General features: G+C 61.5%; 11 protein-coding genes. 9 read left to right on the top strand and 2 right to left on the bottom strand.

What is annotated here, in order from left to right:
- Positions 1-220 precede the first annotated feature (220 nt).
- From ACQKKX_RS10495 to ACQKKX_RS10520, 6 genes are all read left to right on the top strand, one after another.
- Positions 221-1,570 (top strand): substrate-binding protein, encoded by a 1,350-nt coding sequence (locus ACQKKX_RS10495; protein ID WP_427570640.1) that lies wholly within the window; start codon positions 221-223, stop codon positions 1,568-1,570.
- Positions 1,571-1,651: 81 nt separating this feature from the next.
- Complete coding sequence (locus ACQKKX_RS10500; RefSeq protein ID WP_427570641.1) at positions 1,652-2,677, top strand: branched-chain amino acid ABC transporter permease; 1,026 nt, start codon at positions 1,652-1,654, stop codon at positions 2,675-2,677.
- A 3-nt stretch (positions 2,678-2,680) separates the two neighbouring features.
- The gene (locus ACQKKX_RS10505) at positions 2,681-3,829 is read left to right on the top strand and encodes a branched-chain amino acid ABC transporter permease (protein ID WP_427570642.1); all 1,149 of its coding nucleotides are present in this window, start codon (positions 2,681-2,683) and stop codon (positions 3,827-3,829) included.
- Between the two features lie 5 nt (positions 3,830-3,834).
- Positions 3,835-4,602 (top strand): ABC transporter ATP-binding protein, encoded by a 768-nt coding sequence (locus tag ACQKKX_RS10510; RefSeq protein ID WP_427570643.1) that lies wholly within the window; start codon positions 3,835-3,837, stop codon positions 4,600-4,602.
- 41 nt (positions 4,603-4,643) lie between these two features.
- Positions 4,644-5,366, top strand: a complete 723-nt coding sequence (locus ACQKKX_RS10515; RefSeq protein WP_427570644.1) for an ABC transporter ATP-binding protein — start codon at positions 4,644-4,646, stop codon at positions 5,364-5,366.
- Positions 5,367-5,519: 153 nt separating this feature from the next.
- Positions 5,520-6,434 (top strand): methylenetetrahydrofolate reductase, encoded by a 915-nt coding sequence (locus ACQKKX_RS10520; RefSeq protein ID WP_427570645.1) that lies wholly within the window; start codon positions 5,520-5,522, stop codon positions 6,432-6,434.
- A gap of 6 nt (positions 6,435-6,440) precedes the next feature.
- Here ACQKKX_RS10520 and ACQKKX_RS10525 read toward each other — a convergent pair whose 3' ends face one another.
- On the bottom strand, positions 6,441-7,106 hold the full coding sequence (locus ACQKKX_RS10525) for a sulfite oxidase-like oxidoreductase (RefSeq protein WP_427570890.1): 666 nt from the start codon (positions 7,104-7,106) through the stop codon (positions 6,441-6,443).
- Positions 7,107-7,308: 202 nt separating this feature from the next.
- Between ACQKKX_RS10525 and ACQKKX_RS10530 the strand changes: the two genes are divergently transcribed.
- The 3 genes from ACQKKX_RS10530 (at position 7,309) to ACQKKX_RS10540 (ending at position 15,138) form a co-directional block, all read left to right on the top strand.
- Positions 7,309-12,759 carry an alpha-2-macroglobulin family protein gene (locus ACQKKX_RS10530; protein WP_427570646.1) on the top strand — a complete coding sequence of 1,817 codons (5,451 nt, stop codon included), beginning with the start codon at positions 7,309-7,311 and terminating at the stop codon, positions 12,757-12,759.
- A complete protein-coding gene (pbpC, locus tag ACQKKX_RS10535; RefSeq protein WP_427570647.1) occupies positions 12,759-14,843 on the top strand; it encodes a penicillin-binding protein 1C in 2,085 nt (694 codons plus the stop codon). Before ACQKKX_RS10530 ends, pbpC begins: the two co-directional genes overlap by 1 nt.
- 94 nt (positions 14,844-14,937) lie before the next feature.
- A complete protein-coding gene (locus tag ACQKKX_RS10540; protein WP_427570648.1) occupies positions 14,938-15,138 on the top strand; it encodes a hypothetical protein in 201 nt (66 codons plus the stop codon).
- Between the two features lie 89 nt (positions 15,139-15,227).
- Here the strand turns inward: ACQKKX_RS10540 and ACQKKX_RS10545 are convergent, their stop codons facing one another.
- The gene (locus ACQKKX_RS10545; RefSeq protein ID WP_427570649.1) at positions 15,228-16,553 is read right to left on the bottom strand and encodes a cobyrinate a,c-diamide synthase; all 1,326 of its coding nucleotides are present in this window, start codon (positions 16,551-16,553) and stop codon (positions 15,228-15,230) included.
- Positions 16,554-16,615: the final 62 nt, after the last annotated feature.

The following is a 16,615-nucleotide window of genomic DNA, read 5'->3' on the forward strand; positions in this document are numbered from 1 at the left end:
TTGTGCCGGAACCTAGGGAGCGTGGCTTGCCCGAGCCTGAATTTCGGCGTCCCATAACCGAGCACTTGTCAGCAGCTTAGGGTCGCGAGATCGCTGTCCTTGCTGCCTAGACGTTAGTCGTAAGACCAATGTTGGATTGGCTATTTCGGGGTTGAGGGTAGCCTTTCCCCTGCGCCCTTGAGGAGGGGTGCACGCTTTCACCGACTTTGGGAGGAGTCACATGTCCAGTTTCGTTACGACGCGTCGCAGTCTGTTGCGCACCGGGGCCCTTTCGGGCCTGGCATTGTCGGCGCCGTTTCATTTCGTGCGCGGAGCCTATGCTCAGGACAAGATGTCCTGCAACATGCCGACCGGTAATACCGTCACCTTCGGCTTCAATGTTCCGCTCTCAGGCCCCTATGCCGATGAAGGTCAGGACGAACTCAAGGCTTACAAACTCGCCGTCAAGCACCTGAACGGCGAGGGGGATGGCGGTATGCTGTCGACCTTCTCCTCCAAGGCGCTGAAGGGCAGCGGCATTCTCGGCAAGAAGGTCGCATTCGTGTCCGGTGATACCCAGACCAAGGCGGATGCTGCTCGCGACAGCGCCAAGCGCATGGTGGAAAAGGACGGCGCCGTTGTCATTACCGGCGGTTCGTCCTCGGCCGAAGCCGTCGCGGTGCAGAGCCTCTGCCAGGATCTCGGTGTCATCTTCATGACCGGGCTCACCCATTCCAACGACACGACCGGCAAGGACAAGAAGCGCTACGGTTTTCGCCACTTCTTCAATGCCTACATGTCCGGCATCGGCCTTGGCCCGGTGATCGGCGAAGCCTACGGATCCGACCGCAAGGCCTATCACCTGACGGCCGATTACACCTGGGGCTGGACGCAGGAAGAATCGATGAAGGCCGCTACCGAAAAGCTGGGCTGGCAGACGGTGAAGGCCGTACGCACGCCGCTCGGCATCGGTGATTATTCGCAGTATATCACCCCGGTCCTCAATTCCGGTGCCGACGTGCTGATCCTCAATCACTATGGCAAGGACATGATCAACTCGCTGACCCAGGCCGTGCAGTTCGGACTGCGCGACAAGCAGGTCAATGGCAAGTCGTTCGAGATTGTCGTACCGCTGTTTTCCGAACTGATGGCGCAGGGCGCTGGCGAAGCGATCAAAGGCATTTACGGCACCGCCAACTGGGATTGGAAACTTTCCGATGCCGGCACGAAAGCCTTTACCCAGTCCTTCGGCAAGGAATATGGCACGCCGCCATCCCAGGCGGCCCATACCTGCTATGTCCAGGCCCTGCTCTATGCCGATGCCTGCGAGCGCGCCGGCACCTTTTACGCTCCCGAGGTCATCACGGCCCTGGAAGGGTTCGATTTCGATGGTCTCGGCAACGGTCCGACCACCTATCGTGCCGATGACCACCAGTGCTTTAAGGACATCCTCGTCGTGCAGGGCAAGGAAGCGCCCAAGGACAAGTTCGACCTCCTGGAGGTTCGCAAGGTCATCGCGGCCAAGGACGTAACCTATGACGCCAAGATTTTTGGCGGGGATCTCGGTCCGGCAGATGCCAGAAGGTGCTGATCACGGCGATCACCGGATCTCGACCGCCGGGCGCTTCGGCACCCGGCGGGCTCGTCGCAACTCCATTTTCATGGCGGTCTCATGGACGCGATACTGCTGCAGATCCTGAACGGGCTCGACAAGGGTGGCGCCTATGCGCTGATCGCGCTCGGCCTCACCCTTGTTTTCGGAACGCTGGGCGTCGTCAATTTCGCGCATGGGGCGCTGTTCATGATGGGCGCCTTCTGCGCCGTCGGTTTCAACAAGCTTCTGACCCTGCAATCGGTAACGATCGATCCGAGCCAGACCACGCCCTGGGGCACGCCCATGGAGGTGCGCAAGCCCTATGTGGAGGCCTGGCTTGGCGAACCGGGCAAGATCCTGATCGATTACTCGGTTCCGGCTGCGGTGCTTCTTGCCATACCGGTCATGCTTCTGGTCGGCATTGCGCTTGAGCGCGGACTGATTCGCCATTTCTACAAGCGTCCGCATTCCGAGCAGATTCTCGTCACCTTCGGCCTGGCTATCGTTATCCAGGAAATCATCCGACACTATTTCGGCGCCAACCCTATTCCGCAGCCAGCGCCGGCCGCGTTTCGCGGCACAGCAGCTGTGGGTGAAGCGATCGGGCTGGGAAACGCACTGCCTTACCCGTGGTGGCGGATGATCTATCTCTTCTTCTCGCTTTCGGTCATCGGCGCCGTCTTCGCCTTCCTGCGCTTCACCACCTATGGCATGGTGGTCAGGGCGGGCATGCGCGACCGCGAGACGGTCGGCCTTCTCGGTATCAATATCGAGCGGCGTTTCACCGTGGTGTTCGGCATTGCCGCCGTCGTGGCCGGCGTGGCCGGGGTCATGCATACGCCGATCCTTCCGCCGGATTACCATATCGGCATGGACTTTCTCGTCCTGTCCTTCGTGGTCGTGGTCGTCGGCGGCATGGGGTCGCTTGGCGGAGCAGTGCTGGCGGGGTTCCTCCTCGGCATCCTGCAATCCTTCGCGTCGATGAACGAGGTGAAGGCGCTCATTCCCGGTATCGACCAGATCATCATCTATCTCGTGGCGGTCGCCGTCTTGCTGACCCTGCCGCGCGGCCTGATGGGACGCGCCGGCGTCATGGAGGAGTAGACCTTGTCCCTTAATCTTTCCAAGCAGGACTGGTTGCTGTTCGTCGGCTTCGCCCTCGTCGTGCTGACGCTGCCGATCTCGCTGCAACCGCTTGGCGCCGCCTATCCGGCGCTGATGCAGAAATTCTGCATTTTCGGCATCTTCGCGCTCGGCTTCAACATCCTGTTCGGCCTGACCGGCTATCTCTCCTTCGGGCACGCCGCTTTCATCGGCATCGGTTCCTACGCAGCGCTGTGGATGTTCAAGCTGCTGACCATGAACGCTTTGCCGGCTATCCTTTTTTCGATGCTTGTGGTCGGCCTGGTGGCCGTCGTTATCGGTTATGTAGCCTTGCGCCGGTCCGGCATCTACTTTTCCATCCTGACGCTAGCCTTCGCGCAGATGTTCTACAATCTCGCCTATTCGGTGCTGACGCCGCTTACCAACGGTGAAACCGGCCTGCAGCTCACGCTCGGCGACCCGCGCGTGCTTGACCGGATGGCCGGCGCTGCAACCGGTGGCCTGCCGCGCGTCGAACTGTTCGGCATCGGCCTGAGCGGCGGTGGCTATGCCGGTTTCTATTTCTGTGCCGTCATGCTCATCCTCGGTTTCTTCTTCGCGATCAAAATTTTCCGCTCCCCCTTCGGGTTGATGCTGCGGGCGCTGAAATCCAACCAGAACCGCATGCGCTATACCGGATTTCACAACCGACCCTATCTGCTGGCCGCCTTCGTCATCTCAGGCGTCTATGCCGGCCTTGCGGGGTCGCTGATGGCGGTGACCGATCCGCTTGCCGGTGCCGAACGCATGCAATGGACGGCCTCCGGGGAAGTGGTGCTGATGACCATTCTCGGCGGCGCCGGAACGCTGGTGGGACCGATCCTGGGCGCCGCCGTCATCAAATATTTCGAAAACATCTTCTCCGCCTTTAACGAACAGACGCTCCACCGGATTTTCGACTTTCTGCCCGACAGTATCGAAAACCCGCTGGTGGGCACGCTGTCGTTGTTCGTCGGCGAGGGCTGGCATCTGACGCTCGGCGTCATCTTCGTGTTGATCGTCATCTTCCTGCCCGGCGGAATCATGGAAGGGATAAGACGGATTTCGGCTTTCATCCGGCGCCGTGGCGGTCGTGGAGCGGCCGCTGCTTCGAACCCTCAACCGGCGGAGTAACGGCCATGTCCGACAGGAATATCGTTCTGCACGTTGCCGACGTTAGCAAACGCTTCGGTGGTCTCAAAGCGCTGACCGATGTCGATATCAGCGTCGCGGAGGGCACCGTCCACGCCATAATCGGCCCCAACGGCGCCGGGAAATCGACGCTGCTCAATGTCTGTATCGGCCGCATCCGGCCGGATCAGGGCCATGTCGTGTTCGCCGGGACCACGCTCGATCAGCAGCGCCCGCACGAGATCAACCAACTCGGTGTCAGCCGCGTCTTCCAGACACCGGAAATCTTTCCCGATCTGTCCCTCCTCGACAATGTGATGATCCCAGCCTTCGCCAGGCGCGATGGCGCCTATCGGTTCCACGCTCTGCAATCGGTCGAAAACGAGAGCGATATTCGCGAAGCGGCGGAATTCCATCTCGGCGATGTCGGTTTGCTGGAGCGCCGCCATCAGCTGGCGGGGTCGCTGTCACGCGGCGACAAGCGGCGGCTGGAACTGGCCATGTGCCTGATCCAGAAACCCAAGCTGCTGCTCCTGGACGAGCCGACAGCCGGCATGTCGCGCCACGATACCAACATGACGATCGAACTTCTGAAGCGGATCAAGGCGCGCGGCATGACCAAGGTCATCATCGAGCATGACATGCATGTCGTCTTTTCGCTGGCCGATCGCATCAGCGTTCTGGCGCAGGGACGGGTCATTGCCGACGGCCTGCCCGATGAAGTGCGCGGCAATCCCAAGGTCAAGGAAGCCTATCTGGGAGAAGCGCACGTATGAACGCCGTGAGCCGCAACAGTGCGTTGAAAGGAGCCCACAGCATGGAGCCTGTCGAGGAGAGGGCTTTCTTCAGTGTCGAGGACGTCCATGCCTGGTACGGCGAATCATACATCGTCCAGGGCGTTTCCTTCTCCATCGCCAAGGGCGAGGTGCTGTCGCTGCTCGGCCGTAACGGTGCCGGCAAGACGTCTACGCTTCGCGCGCTTGCCCGCGCCGACAGCCCGATCTTGAAAAGTGGCGAAATCTGGCTCGATGGCCAGCCGCTGCACCGGATGAAATCCTATCAGGCGGCACAGGCGGGCGTGCAACTTGTGCCGGAAGATCGCCGCATCATCGGCGGCCTGACAGTGGAGGAGAACTTGGCGTTGGCGCAGGTATCTGGACAGAAGGGCTGGTCCCTGGAAAAGATATACGATCATTTTCCCCGTCTTGCCGAACGTCGCAAACAGGAAGCCACGACCATGTCCGGTGGCGAGCAGCAGATGCTGGCAGTCGCGCGCGCTCTGGCGCGGGATCTGAAGATCCTGTTTCTCGATGAACCCTATGAGGGGCTCGCACCGGTCATCGTCCAGGAAATCGAAAAGATCGTCCGGCAGATCCGCGATCTCGGCATCACGACGATCATCGTGGAGCAGAACGCCGTCGCCGCCTTGAGGCTCTCCGACAAGGCGGTGATCATGGATACCGGTACGCTGGTTTATAGCGGTGCAGCGGCCGATGTTCTTGAGAATGCCGAACTGAGGCACAATTATCTCGCCGTCTGAGCACCCTGCTCTGCCGATCTGTAGAGCGGATCTGCCCGTGCATGTCGCCCCTGCGGCGTGCGCAGACGACAAAACCCTCCTAACCTGATATTCATGCTCGAAAGCGGGTGGTTGGCAACGGCGGTACCGCGGATATCGGATACGGGAAATTTTATGGCTTTTGCACTGACCGATCGGGAAGCGGCATCGGCGATCTCGCCTGATGCAATCAACCTTCTGTCGCATTTCTCGATTGAGGTCACACCGCGCACGGCCGCAAAGATCGACGATTTCCGCCAGCTTCTGCCGGCGGGAACGCGGGTCTATATCGCCCATATCGAGGGCACGTCGATCGATGATATGGTGGCCACCGCGCGGCGTCTGGCAGACGATGGATTTGCCCCCATGCCGCACATGCCCGCCCGGGGGATTGGCGATGCCGCCGTTTTGAATGACTGGTTGCGGCGTTATAGCGAGGACGCCGGTGTCGAACAGGCACTGCTGCTGGGAGGCGGTCATGCCAGGCGGGCGGGCGATCTCGACAGCGTGATGGCCATGCTGGAAACCGGCCTGTTTGACCGGCATGGCTTCAGTTGTCTGCATGTGGCCGGCCATCCGGAGGGCAATCGCGATATCGACCGCAACGGCGGAACGGCCAATGTCGACGCGGCTCTGCGTTCAAAACACGACTATGCACAACGTACCGACGCAAAAATGGCCATTGTCACCCAGTTCGCCTTCGATGCGGGACCGGTCATCGCCTGGGCAGAGCGCATTTTCGCCGAAGGGATCGATCTGCCGATTCATCTGGGCGTTGCCGGGCCGACCAAATTGCAGACATTGATCAAGTTCGCGATTTCCTGCGGCATTGGCCCATCGCTCTCGATCCTGCAGAAACGGGCGCTGGATCTGCGCAAACTGCTGGTACCGTTCGAGCCGACCGATCTGGTCGACACGATCGAGGCTTATTGCGCAACGCACCCGCAGAGCAGGATCACCCAGGCCCACGTCTTTCCGCTTGGCGGTATCGCGGCCAGTGCGACCTGGGCGAACGCACGGGCGCGCAACGCTCTGGCCAAGCCGCGCTGATCCTCATCAGTCCTGCGCATACCGCTCCTCAGCCCAGGGGTCGCCGCGCATGTGATAACCGTTCCTCTCCCAGAAACCCGGCTGGTCCTCGCGGATGAACGCGATGCGGCTCAGCCATTTGGCACTTTTCCAGAAGTAGAGATGCGGCACCACCAGCCGCACCGGTCCGCCATGTTCGGGCGTGAGCGGCTGGCCTTCCCACTCCGTCACCAGCATCGCCTCTGGCGAGGCGAAATCGGCAAGCGGCAAATTGGTCGTGTAACCATCATAGCTGGTCAACATCACCGCGCTCGCCTCGTCCTTGGGATGGACCAGATCCAGGAGGTCGCGAATTTTCACGCCGCGCCAGTGGTTGTCGTAGCGCGACCAGGTGGTGACACAGTGGATGTCTGAGAGGTTGGTGCTTTGCGGCAAGTCCTGCAATGTGGCCCAATTCAGGGTCAGCGGATGCAGCACAAGCCCGCTGACCTCCAGCCGCCATCGTTCCTTGGATATATCGGGTTGCTGGCCCAGATCGAGGACGGGCCAGTTTTTGACCAGATGCTGTCCCGGCGGGAGGCGTTCCGCCTGCGGGCGCGCGATCAGACCGGTCAAAAACCGTCCCTCCGCTGCCCATTTCCGTTTGGTTTCCGTCAGCTTGGTCGCCTCAGGTTCGGACATTTCATCGCTCATCGCGCCAGCACCCGTCGCTGTCTTCGGTAAGACGCATTCTGCCCACCTATCCTCTGCCTGTCTATCGTCAACCGGACGCGGTAAATCTTCCATCTTGAGCTTGTGTGAGCAGTGGCGCATACCTGTCGCGAGCATTGACAAGCATTCGCAAAATCAGACTATCGCATACCGGCTCACGGCTTCGCGTTGGGGAGGACCTTTGATGTCTAAACGCGCTTTTTTCCGCATTTCGGCTTTCCTTTTAAGCGCCCTGGCCTTTGCCGCGCCGCTGACAGCACAGGAAACGCGACGGCAGGCTATCACCAACGAAAACAGCGACTATCCCGGTTTCGACCTTCGCACCGTGAAGAATATCGACGTCAACCAGTGCCAGAGCGCCTGCATCGATGATCGATCCTGCCGGGCCTTCACCTATAATACGAAGGCAAAATGGTGCTTCCTGAAATCCGACTTCAACACGCTGAACGCGGCTCCCGGCGCAGTCGCCGGCAAGGTCGTCGAGATTGCCGCGCAACCGGACATCGGTGCCGCCCCCCGTCTCGGCTTCCTGTCCGAGGAACTGGTCCAGCAGGCCCGAGAATTCAAGGATGGCCTGCAGCTGGATGCCAACCTGCAAGGACAAGGGCTGGAAAGCCTCAAGGCGCTGGCGCAGCTGGAAGTGCTCGGCAATGATATCGATGCGGCATTGCCCGCCTATCGCAGTGCGCTTTCCATAGACCGGCAGGACGGTGCTCTGTGGCTGGAAATGGCGCGTGCCGCCGGCAGCGTCGAAAACAATAGTGAGTTTGCCGAGCAGTCGGTTATGGCCGCGATCAATGGTTATCAGCTAAGCCGCTCGACCCAGAGCAGGGCCGAGGCTCTCGCCCTTCTCGGCGGCGGGCTGGCCCGACAGGCCAATCACCGCGCGGCCATCAATGCGCTCAAGGAAAGCCTCGCGCTGGTCAACGCCAAGACGGTGCAGGCGGTCTATCAGGATCTCGTTCAGCGTTTTGGTTTCCGCGTTGTAGGCAACACGGTCGATGCCGATAGCGCCGAAGCGCGCGCCTGCGTGCAGTTCTCCGAACCGCTGGTGAAGGCCGGCATCGATTACGCCCCCTTCGTCACGCTGGATGGGGCGGCGCCAAAGGCCATGGAAGCCAAGGACAACCAGATCTGCGTCGAAGGCCTCACTCATGGCCAGCGTTACAAGCTGACGCTCCGCCGTGGCCTGCCGTCTTCCGTCGATGAAAACCTCGTCGCCGCCGTCGATGTCGATATCTACGTCAAGGACCGCTCGCCGTCGCTGCGTTTCACCGGCGACAGTTTTGTCCTGCCGTCGACGGCGCGCCGCGGCATTCCGCTCGTCTCCGTCAACACGCCGAGCGCCGCGCTCAAACTGTATCGGATCGGCGAGCGCGGCATTGCGCCGCTTCTCACCTCGTCGCAATTCCTGACCCAGATGGATGGCTACAATGCCAACCGCATTCAGGAGGAAAGCGGTGAACTGGTTTGGCAAGGCTCGCTCGACATCGGCCAGGAAATGAACAAGGACGTCGTCACCAGTTTTCCGGTCGATGAAGCTCTGCCGCAGCGCAAGCCAGGCGTTTACGTGATGACCGCCAGCCTGCCCAATGCGGATGCAGACAGTTGGGAGAACAAGGCGACACAGTGGTTCGTGGTGTCGGATCTCGGTATTTCCACCTATGCCGGCACAGATGGACTGAATGTCTTCGTCCGTTCACTCTCCACGGCCAGGCCGGTCGCGGATGTGGAGTTGCAGCTTCTCGCCAAAAACAACGAAATTCTCGGCACGTTGAAAACCGATGCCGACGGTCGCGCCAGTTTCACCGCCGGTCTGATGCGCGGCACCGCCGCCATGACGCCCGCCGTGCTGACCGCCAAGAACGGTGATACGGATTACGTCTTCCTCGACATGACCCGCGCCGGTTTCGATCTGTCCGACCGTGGCGTCACCGGCCGTGCCGCACCCGGCGCGATCGATGTGTTTGCTTTCACTGAACGTGGCATTTATCGCGCCGGTGAAACCGTGCATGCCTCGGCGTTGGCGCGTGATGTCAATTCCAACGCGATCGAAAACCTGCCGCTGACTTTTGTGTTCCTGCGCCCGGATGGTGTCGAGGATCGTCGTCAGGTCGAAAATGGCCAGCTTGGCGGTTACACGCTCGACCTTCCGCTGCAGGAAACTTCCATGCGTGGCACCTGGACCATGCAGGTGTTTACCGATCCCAAGGGCAGCGCCATCGCCTCGAAGGAATTTCTGGTCGACGATTTCGTGCCGGATCGCATCGAGTTCGACCTGACCAGTGACGTTTCCACGATCACGGTCGGCGAACCGCTGCCGGTCAATGTCGATGGCCGTTATCTTTACGGCGCGCCGGCTGCCGGGCTCAATCTCGAAGGCGAAGTGGTGCTGAAACCGTCGCGCGAGACGGAGGCCTTCAAGGGGTATTTCTTCGGTCTCGCCGATGAGGAAGCTGCGGAAGCCACCCGCCTGCCGCTCGAAGGGCTCGATCCTCTCGATGAAAACGGCAAGGCAACATTCGATGCCGCCGTCGCGGAAATCCCCTCCACCACGCAGTTGGTCTCGGCAGACATCGTCGTGCGCATGCAGGAAGGCGGCGGCCGTGCGGTAGAGCGCAAGCTGACGCTTCCGGTGCGTGCCGATGGACCGCGCCTCGGCATCAAACCGGAATTTTCCGGCGATCTTCCCGAAAATGCGGTCGGCAAATTCCATGTCGTGATGGTTGATGAGACCGGCAACAAGGTCGCCTCCAATGGGGCGTTGTGGAAACTGGTCAAGCTGGAGCGCCGTTACCAGTGGTATCGCGAGGGCGGTTCCTGGCGTTACGAACCGATCACCCGCACCGAGCAGGTTTCCAACGGCAAGGTCGATCTGACCAAGGATGGCGGCGAGATTTCCGTGCAGGCCGCTTGGGGTCGTTACCGGCTTGAAGTGGAAACGCCTGAAGCCGGCGGGCCGCAGTCGAGCGTCGAATTCGATGCCGGCTGGTTCGTGACCGCCAGTTCCACCGAAACCCCGGATGCGCTGGAAGTCGCTCTCGACAAGCCGAGCTACAAGGTCGGCGAAACGGCGAAGCTGAAAATCGCGTCGCGTTATGCCGGTTCGCTCATGGTCATGGGCGGTGCCGAACAGCTGATTACGGTCGAAAACGTCGATATCGGCGAAAACGGGGGGGAGGTGGACATCCCGGTCACGGAAAACTGGGGTGCCGGTTCCTATGTCACTGCCACGCTTTATCGCCCCGGCGAGGCGCAGGATAGCCGCATGCCGATGCGCGCAATCGGCATCACCTGGCTGAAGGTCGATCCCGAAGCGCGCGATCTGGCGATCAAACTGACGGCACCGGAAAAGACGCTTCCGCGCCAGCCGCTGGAAGTCGCCGTCAATGTCGCCGGTGCCGGTGTGGGTGAGGAAGCGTATGTCACGGTTGCCGCGGTCGATGTCGGCATTCTCAACCTGACGCGTTATGAACCGCCGGCCCCGGACGATTTCTATTTTGGCCAGCGTCGCCTCGGCCTGGAAATCCGTGATCTTTATGGCCGGCTGATCGATGGCTCGCTCGGCGCCATGGGCCGGATCCGCACTGGTGGCGATGGCGGCAGCATGGCGCTGCAGGCCAGCCCGCCGAAGGAAAAGCTGGTCGCTTTCTTCTCCGGTCCGGTGAAACTCGATGGGGATGGCAATGCCAAGGTCAGTTTCGATAGCCCGCAGTTCAACGGCACGGCACGTGTCATGGCGGTTGCCTGGTCGAAGACCGGTGTCGGCCATGGCGTGACCGATGTCATCATCCGTGATCCGGTTGTCGTCACCGCCAGCCTGCCGCGTTTCCTCGCACCGGGCGATGAAGCCAACCTGCGCCTCGACATCGCCAACACCGATGCGCCCGCCGGAAGCTACCGCCTGTCGGTCACCGGCAACGACGCGATTTCTGTCGCAGCACCGGAACAGACGCTGCAACTGCAGCCCGGTGGCAAGCAGAATGTTGCCCTAAGAATCTCCGGCGTCGAACCCGGTGATGGCCAGATCAATATCCGTCTGACGAATGATAGCGGCATGGCCCTGGAACAGGCGCTTTACCTGCCGGTTCGCCCGGCAACGCTGCCGATCACCACGCGCCGTGTCATCTCGCTCGCCCCCGGCAGCAGCCTCACGGTGAATGGCGATCTGTTTGCCGACAGCATTCTGCCGGGTGCCTCGATTGCGCTCAATGTCAGCCGTTCGGCGGAGTTCGATATCCCCTCGCTGCTGACCAGCCTCGACCGTTACCCTTACGGCTGCGCCGAACAGACGACCAGCCGCGCGCTGCCGCTGCTCTATCTGAGCGAACTCGCGCAGAAGAACGGTCTGGCCGACGAGGCCGAGATCAAGAAGCGGGTGCAGGATGCGATCTACCGCGTTCTCTCCTACCAGTCGTCCTCGGGCAGTTTTGGTCTGTGGTCGCCGGGCTCGGGTGATCTTTGGCTGGATTCCTATGTCACCGACTTCCTGAGCCGCGCCCGCGAACAGGGTTATACGGTGCCGGATCAGGCCTTGGTGCAGGCGCTGGAAAACCTGCAGAACGGTCTGGGTTACGACAACAGCGTGCGCGACAAGGGCAACGAGATCGCCTATGCGCTCTATGTCCTGTCGCGCAACCGCAAGGCCGCCATCAGCGACCTGCGCTATTACGCCGATACGATGCTGGCGGAATTCCCGACACCGCTCGCCAAGGCGCATCTTGCCGCGTCGCTTGCGCTTTATGGCGATGCCCAGCGTTCAAAAACCATTTTTGCCCAGTCGCTGCAGATGGCCGAGGACGCGCAGGTCCGCAAGGTCAGCCTCGCCCGCTCCGATTATGGTTCGTCGCTGCGCGATGGCGCGGCGGTTCTGGCACTTGCTGCCGAAAGCCGTCCGGTGCCGGCCATCGTGCCGGAGCTTTCAAAGGTCGTTGCCAGCGAATGGCGCAACAAGAAATACACCAGCACCCAGGAACAGGCCTGGATGCTGCTTGCGGCCCGCGCGTTGCAGCAGGGTGATGACGGGATTGCCCTGCAGGTCAATGGTGCCGCCCACAAGGGTGCATACATGTCCCGCATCGAAGGGGCGGCACTGGCCGATCATCCGGTCACGCTCGCCAACCGCAGCCAAGATCCGCTCTCGGCGGTGCTGACTACGGTTGCCGCACCGGTCGTGCCGCTGCCGGCGGGCGGCGATGGTTTCCAGATTTCCCGCGCCTATTACACGCTGGAAGGTGAGGAAATCAGCGTCACCGAAGCCGAACAGAACCAGCGTTACGTCGTGGTACTGACGGTGACGGAAAGCAATGACTGGGCCTCGCGCATCGTCATCACCGATCTCCTGCCTGCCGGTTTCGAGATCGACAATCCGAGCCTCGTCGACAGCGCCCAGCTTACCAATTTCGAATGGATCGGTGATACACAGGCCGCCCATACGGAATTCCGCAACGACCGTTTTGTCGCCGCCTTCGATCGCTCGGGCGGCGATAACCGCGAAATCTCGCTGGCCTATGTGGTCCGCGCGGTCACGCCCGGCGTTTATGATCACCCGGCAGCCTATGTCGAGGACATGTATCGCCCGCAGTTTTCGGCGCGCACCGCGACAGGCCGCATGGAGGTGAAGGCGGCGCAATAATGCGGGTCTGGCGTAAATTCTTCATCGGCACGGCCACCATTACGCTTCTCGGTGTGGTGGCCGTTTATGGGCTGGAAGCGGCCGATCGCGCCTGGCCGCCACCGCTCGACAAGGCGGCGGTGATCTCGCGCGAGGTGGTGGATGCCGATGGCCAGCTTTTGCGCGCCTTCGCGACGCCGGACGGGCGCTGGCGTTTGGGCACCAAGGCGGCGGATGTCGATCCGCAATTTTTGCGCATGCTGGTGGCCTATGAGGACCAGCGTTTTTACGATCATGCCGGCGTCGATCCTTGGGCGCTGTTAAGGGCTGCCACGCAATTCGTCACCAATGGACGTATCGTTTCGGGTGCCTCCACGCTCTCCATGCAGGTGGCGCGACTGATCGAACCGCGTGAAAACCGCTCATTTTCGGCAAAATTCGTGCAGCTCGCCCGCGCCATCCAGATCGAACGGCGGCTGTCGAAGGCTGAAATCCTCGATCTTTACCTGACGCTAGCACCTTATGGCGGCAATCTCGAAGGCGTGCGCGCTGCAAGCCTTGCCTATTTCGGCAAGGAACCGCGCCGGCTTTCCGTGTCGGAAGCAGCGCTCCTTGTCGCCCTGCCGCAATCGCCGGAAGCGCGCCGGCCGGATCGTCATCGCCAGACGGCGACGGCCGCCCGCCAGCGCGTGCTCGAACGGGAGCCGGTGAAAGAAACGGTTGGCGAGGGGGCGGCCGAACAGGCGGCACTGCATCCGGTGCCGTCGCGCCGCCTGCAATTGCCGGCCTATGCGGCGCATCTGGCCGAAGCCGCCATCCGCAAACAACCGACGGAAACCCGCCACGTCACGACCTTAAGGCGCGATGTACAGCGCGGATTGGAAGATGCCGCGCGCGCTGCCGTGCAGAAGCTTGGCCCAAAAATTTCGCTCGCCATGGTCATGGCCGATACCCGCACCGGCGAGATCATAGGCGAAGTCGGGTCAGCGGACTATTTCGACGCCAGCCGCTCGGGCTGGGTGGATATGACCCGCGTCAATCGTTCGCCCGGTTCGACCCTGAAACCCTTCATTTATGGGTTAGCCTTTGAACAGGGGCTGGTGTCGCAGGAAACGGTGATCGAGGATCGCCCTTCCGATTTTCACGGCTATCGCCCGCGCAATTTCGACATGAGCTATCAGGGGGACGTTTCCGTGCGTCAGGCCCTGCAGCTGTCGCTCAACGTTCCGGCCGTTCGCCTTCTTGATGCGGTCGGCCCCAGCCGACTGATGATGCGGTTTCGTCGTGCCGATGTGAAACCAGCTTTGCCGATTGGCGAGGCGCCGGGTCTGGCCATCGGTCTCGGCGGTGTCGGTGTGTCGCTGAAAGATCTGGTGCAGCTTTATGCCGGGCTTGCCAATCGCGGCCAGCCAGTGCGGCTGGGCGACGGCGTGCGCGAAAAACCGGGCATCGATCCCGCCGATCCACTGCTGGAACCAGTTGCTACCTGGAATGTCACCGATATTCTTTCAGACGTCCTGCCGCCGCAGGGCAGCCGACGTCTCGGCATCGCCTACAAGACCGGCACCAGCTACGGTTACCGTGACGCCTGGTCGATCGGTTATGACGGTCGCCATGTGCTTGGCGTCTGGGTCGGCCGGCCTGACAATGGTGCTGTGCCAGGCATTGCCGGATATGCCACGGCCGCCCCGATCCTGTTCGATGCTTTTTCCCGCTCAGGCATTGGCATCACCCCCATGCCTTCGGCGCCAGCGGGTGCGGTGCGTGTAGCGCAGGCCGATCTGCCGATCAGCCAGCGCCGTTTTTCCATGACTGCGTCCGGTCTGATATCCGCTTCCGCGCGCGAGCCGGCCCCGCAGATCGTGTATCCGCCCGAAGGCGCACGGGTTGATCTTGGCGCTGCCTCGGGCGGCACGCCGGAACCGATGACGCTGAAACTGCAGGGGGGCCGAGCACCGTTCCGCTGGCTTGCCAATGGCCAGCCGCTTTCTGACCTGTCGCGCCGCCGCACCAGCGAATGGTTGCCGGATGGCGGCGGCTATTCGACGCTGACAGTCATTGACGCGGTCGGGCGTGCTGCGACGGTCAGGGTGTTTGTTGAATGAAATTGGTTGGAAAAAATGCAGGAACAGTTTTTGGGTCTTTCTGTTGGGAGCACGAGGCCGCCAACGGCCTCGGAACAAACCAAGGAGAACCCAAATGGCAAACCAAGGTGGAAGCCACGAACAGCACGTCAAGGCCGGCCAGCAGAGCCACAAGAACCAGGGCGTGAAAGCATCATCCGGCTCATCGAGCCGCTCGGACAATTCCTCTCGTGGCACCGGTTCATCTGGCAAGCAGGGCGGAACGCATGAACAGCACGTCAAGGCTGGTCAGCAAAGCCATAAGAACAGCCACTAAGGCTGCATGACGTTTTCCGATCATTGGCCCGGCCCGCAATTCGTGCGGGCTTTTCCATGTCGCAAAGGGGCGGGCAGGCTCTGCCATCCTCAACGATCGATGACGCGGGCGATCGCGTGAAAGAAGGTGCCGCTGACTTGGTCGCGCCGACCGCCGGAGAGGCCCAAAGGCTTGCCGGTACCGTCCGCGATCGTTGCGAAAGCGGTATCCGATCCTCCATCCACGATGCTGGCATAGTGGAATTCATGGCCGCGGATCGCGCTGCCCGCCTTGCCCAGCGGCCCATCCACGGCAATCAGGGCTTGCCGGTAGCCAAGATTCATCCGACGTTTCGCGAAACTGGTCCTGTGCGACAGCAGGCCGGTCATCCGGTGCGTGACGCCATCGGCATCCTCGAGCGTTTCGCCGAGCACCATGTATCCTCCGCACTCCCCATGCACCGGTCGGGTCTGCGCAAACGCCTTCAGTCCTGCGCGAAATCTTTCGGCAGCGGCAATCGTACCAGCATGCAGTTCGGGATAGCCGCCGGGCAGCCAGCAGACGTCGCAATCAGCCGCCGGCGGTTCATCAGCCAGAGGGGAGAAAGGCACGATCTCAGCACCATGCGCCCGCCAGTGGGCGGCGACATGCGGATAGAGAAAGGTAAAAGCAGCATCCTGTGCCAAGGCGATCCGCTGACCCGGCGGCGGCAGATTGGCTTGCGCAGATATCTCGACCCTTTGCATCAGGGGGACGGCGAGATCGAAAATGGCATCGAGATCGAGGGAGGCTTCCATCACATCGGCGAGCTTCTCGATATGACTTTCGATCTGCGGATGTTCGCTCGCCTGCACCAGCCCCAGATGCCGCTCCGGCAGAACCAGATCCGGACTACGCAGGACCGCGCCTGTAAGCGGCAAGCCGGTCGCAGTGATCGCCTCGCCGGATAGCCTGACATGGCGCTCGCTACCGGCCCGATTCATGATGACGCCGGCGATTTTGACGTCAGGATCGTAATGTCTGAACCCTACGGCAACCGCTGCCGCCGTCTGTGACTGGCCAGAAACGTCGAGGACCAGAAGAACCGGGATACCGAGAAGCCGTGCCAGATCGGCGGCCGAACCGGTGCGGCCTTCGCCGCCCGCGATACCGTCGAACAGACCCATGGCGCTTTCGATCAGCACGAGCTCGGTGTCACAGGCCGCGTCATTCAGCAGATGTGCCACCAGTGCCGGTTCCATCGCCCAGGTATCGAGGTTGAGGCCGGGCAAGCCTGTCGCGGCCTGGTGAAAACCGGGGTCGATGTAATCCGGCCCCGATTTGACACCGCGGACCTTGATCCCGCGCCGGGCAAAGGCACGCAGAAGACCGATCGTGACGCTTGTCTTGCCCGAGCCGGAGCGAGGGGCGCCGATGATGAGAGCGCGCGCCGTCATGCCGGAAATCCGTTGTTGGTCAAAAGCGGTCGGGGAGGGCGTGACATCCAAAAAACCTTATT

Source organism: Neorhizobium sp. NPDC001467 (genome assembly GCF_050275975.1).
In the GTDB taxonomy this organism is placed as follows: Bacteria; Pseudomonadota; Alphaproteobacteria; order Rhizobiales; family Rhizobiaceae; genus Neorhizobium.

Coding starts and splice junctions, on each gene's coding strand:
- ACQKKX_RS10495 (WP_427570640.1), top strand. CDS start 221: ATGTCCAGTTTCGTTACGACGCGTCGCAGTCTGTTGCGCACCGGGGCC.
- ACQKKX_RS10500 (WP_427570641.1), top strand. CDS start 1,652: ATGGACGCGATACTGCTGCAGATCCTGAACGGGCTCGACAAGGGTGGC.
- ACQKKX_RS10510 (WP_427570643.1), top strand. CDS start 3,835: ATGTCCGACAGGAATATCGTTCTGCACGTTGCCGACGTTAGCAAACGC.
- ACQKKX_RS10515 (WP_427570644.1), top strand. CDS start 4,644: ATGGAGCCTGTCGAGGAGAGGGCTTTCTTCAGTGTCGAGGACGTCCAT.
- ACQKKX_RS10520 (WP_427570645.1), top strand. CDS start 5,520: ATGGCTTTTGCACTGACCGATCGGGAAGCGGCATCGGCGATCTCGCCT.
- ACQKKX_RS10525 (WP_427570890.1), bottom strand. CDS start 7,106: ATGAGCGATGAAATGTCCGAACCTGAGGCGACCAAGCTGACGGAAACC.
- ACQKKX_RS10530 (WP_427570646.1), top strand. CDS start 7,309: ATGTCTAAACGCGCTTTTTTCCGCATTTCGGCTTTCCTTTTAAGCGCC.
- pbpC (WP_427570647.1), top strand. CDS start 12,759: ATGCGGGTCTGGCGTAAATTCTTCATCGGCACGGCCACCATTACGCTT.
- ACQKKX_RS10540 (WP_427570648.1), top strand. CDS start 14,938: ATGGCAAACCAAGGTGGAAGCCACGAACAGCACGTCAAGGCCGGCCAG.
- ACQKKX_RS10545 (WP_427570649.1), bottom strand. CDS start 16,553: ATGACGGCGCGCGCTCTCATCATCGGCGCCCCTCGCTCCGGCTCGGGC.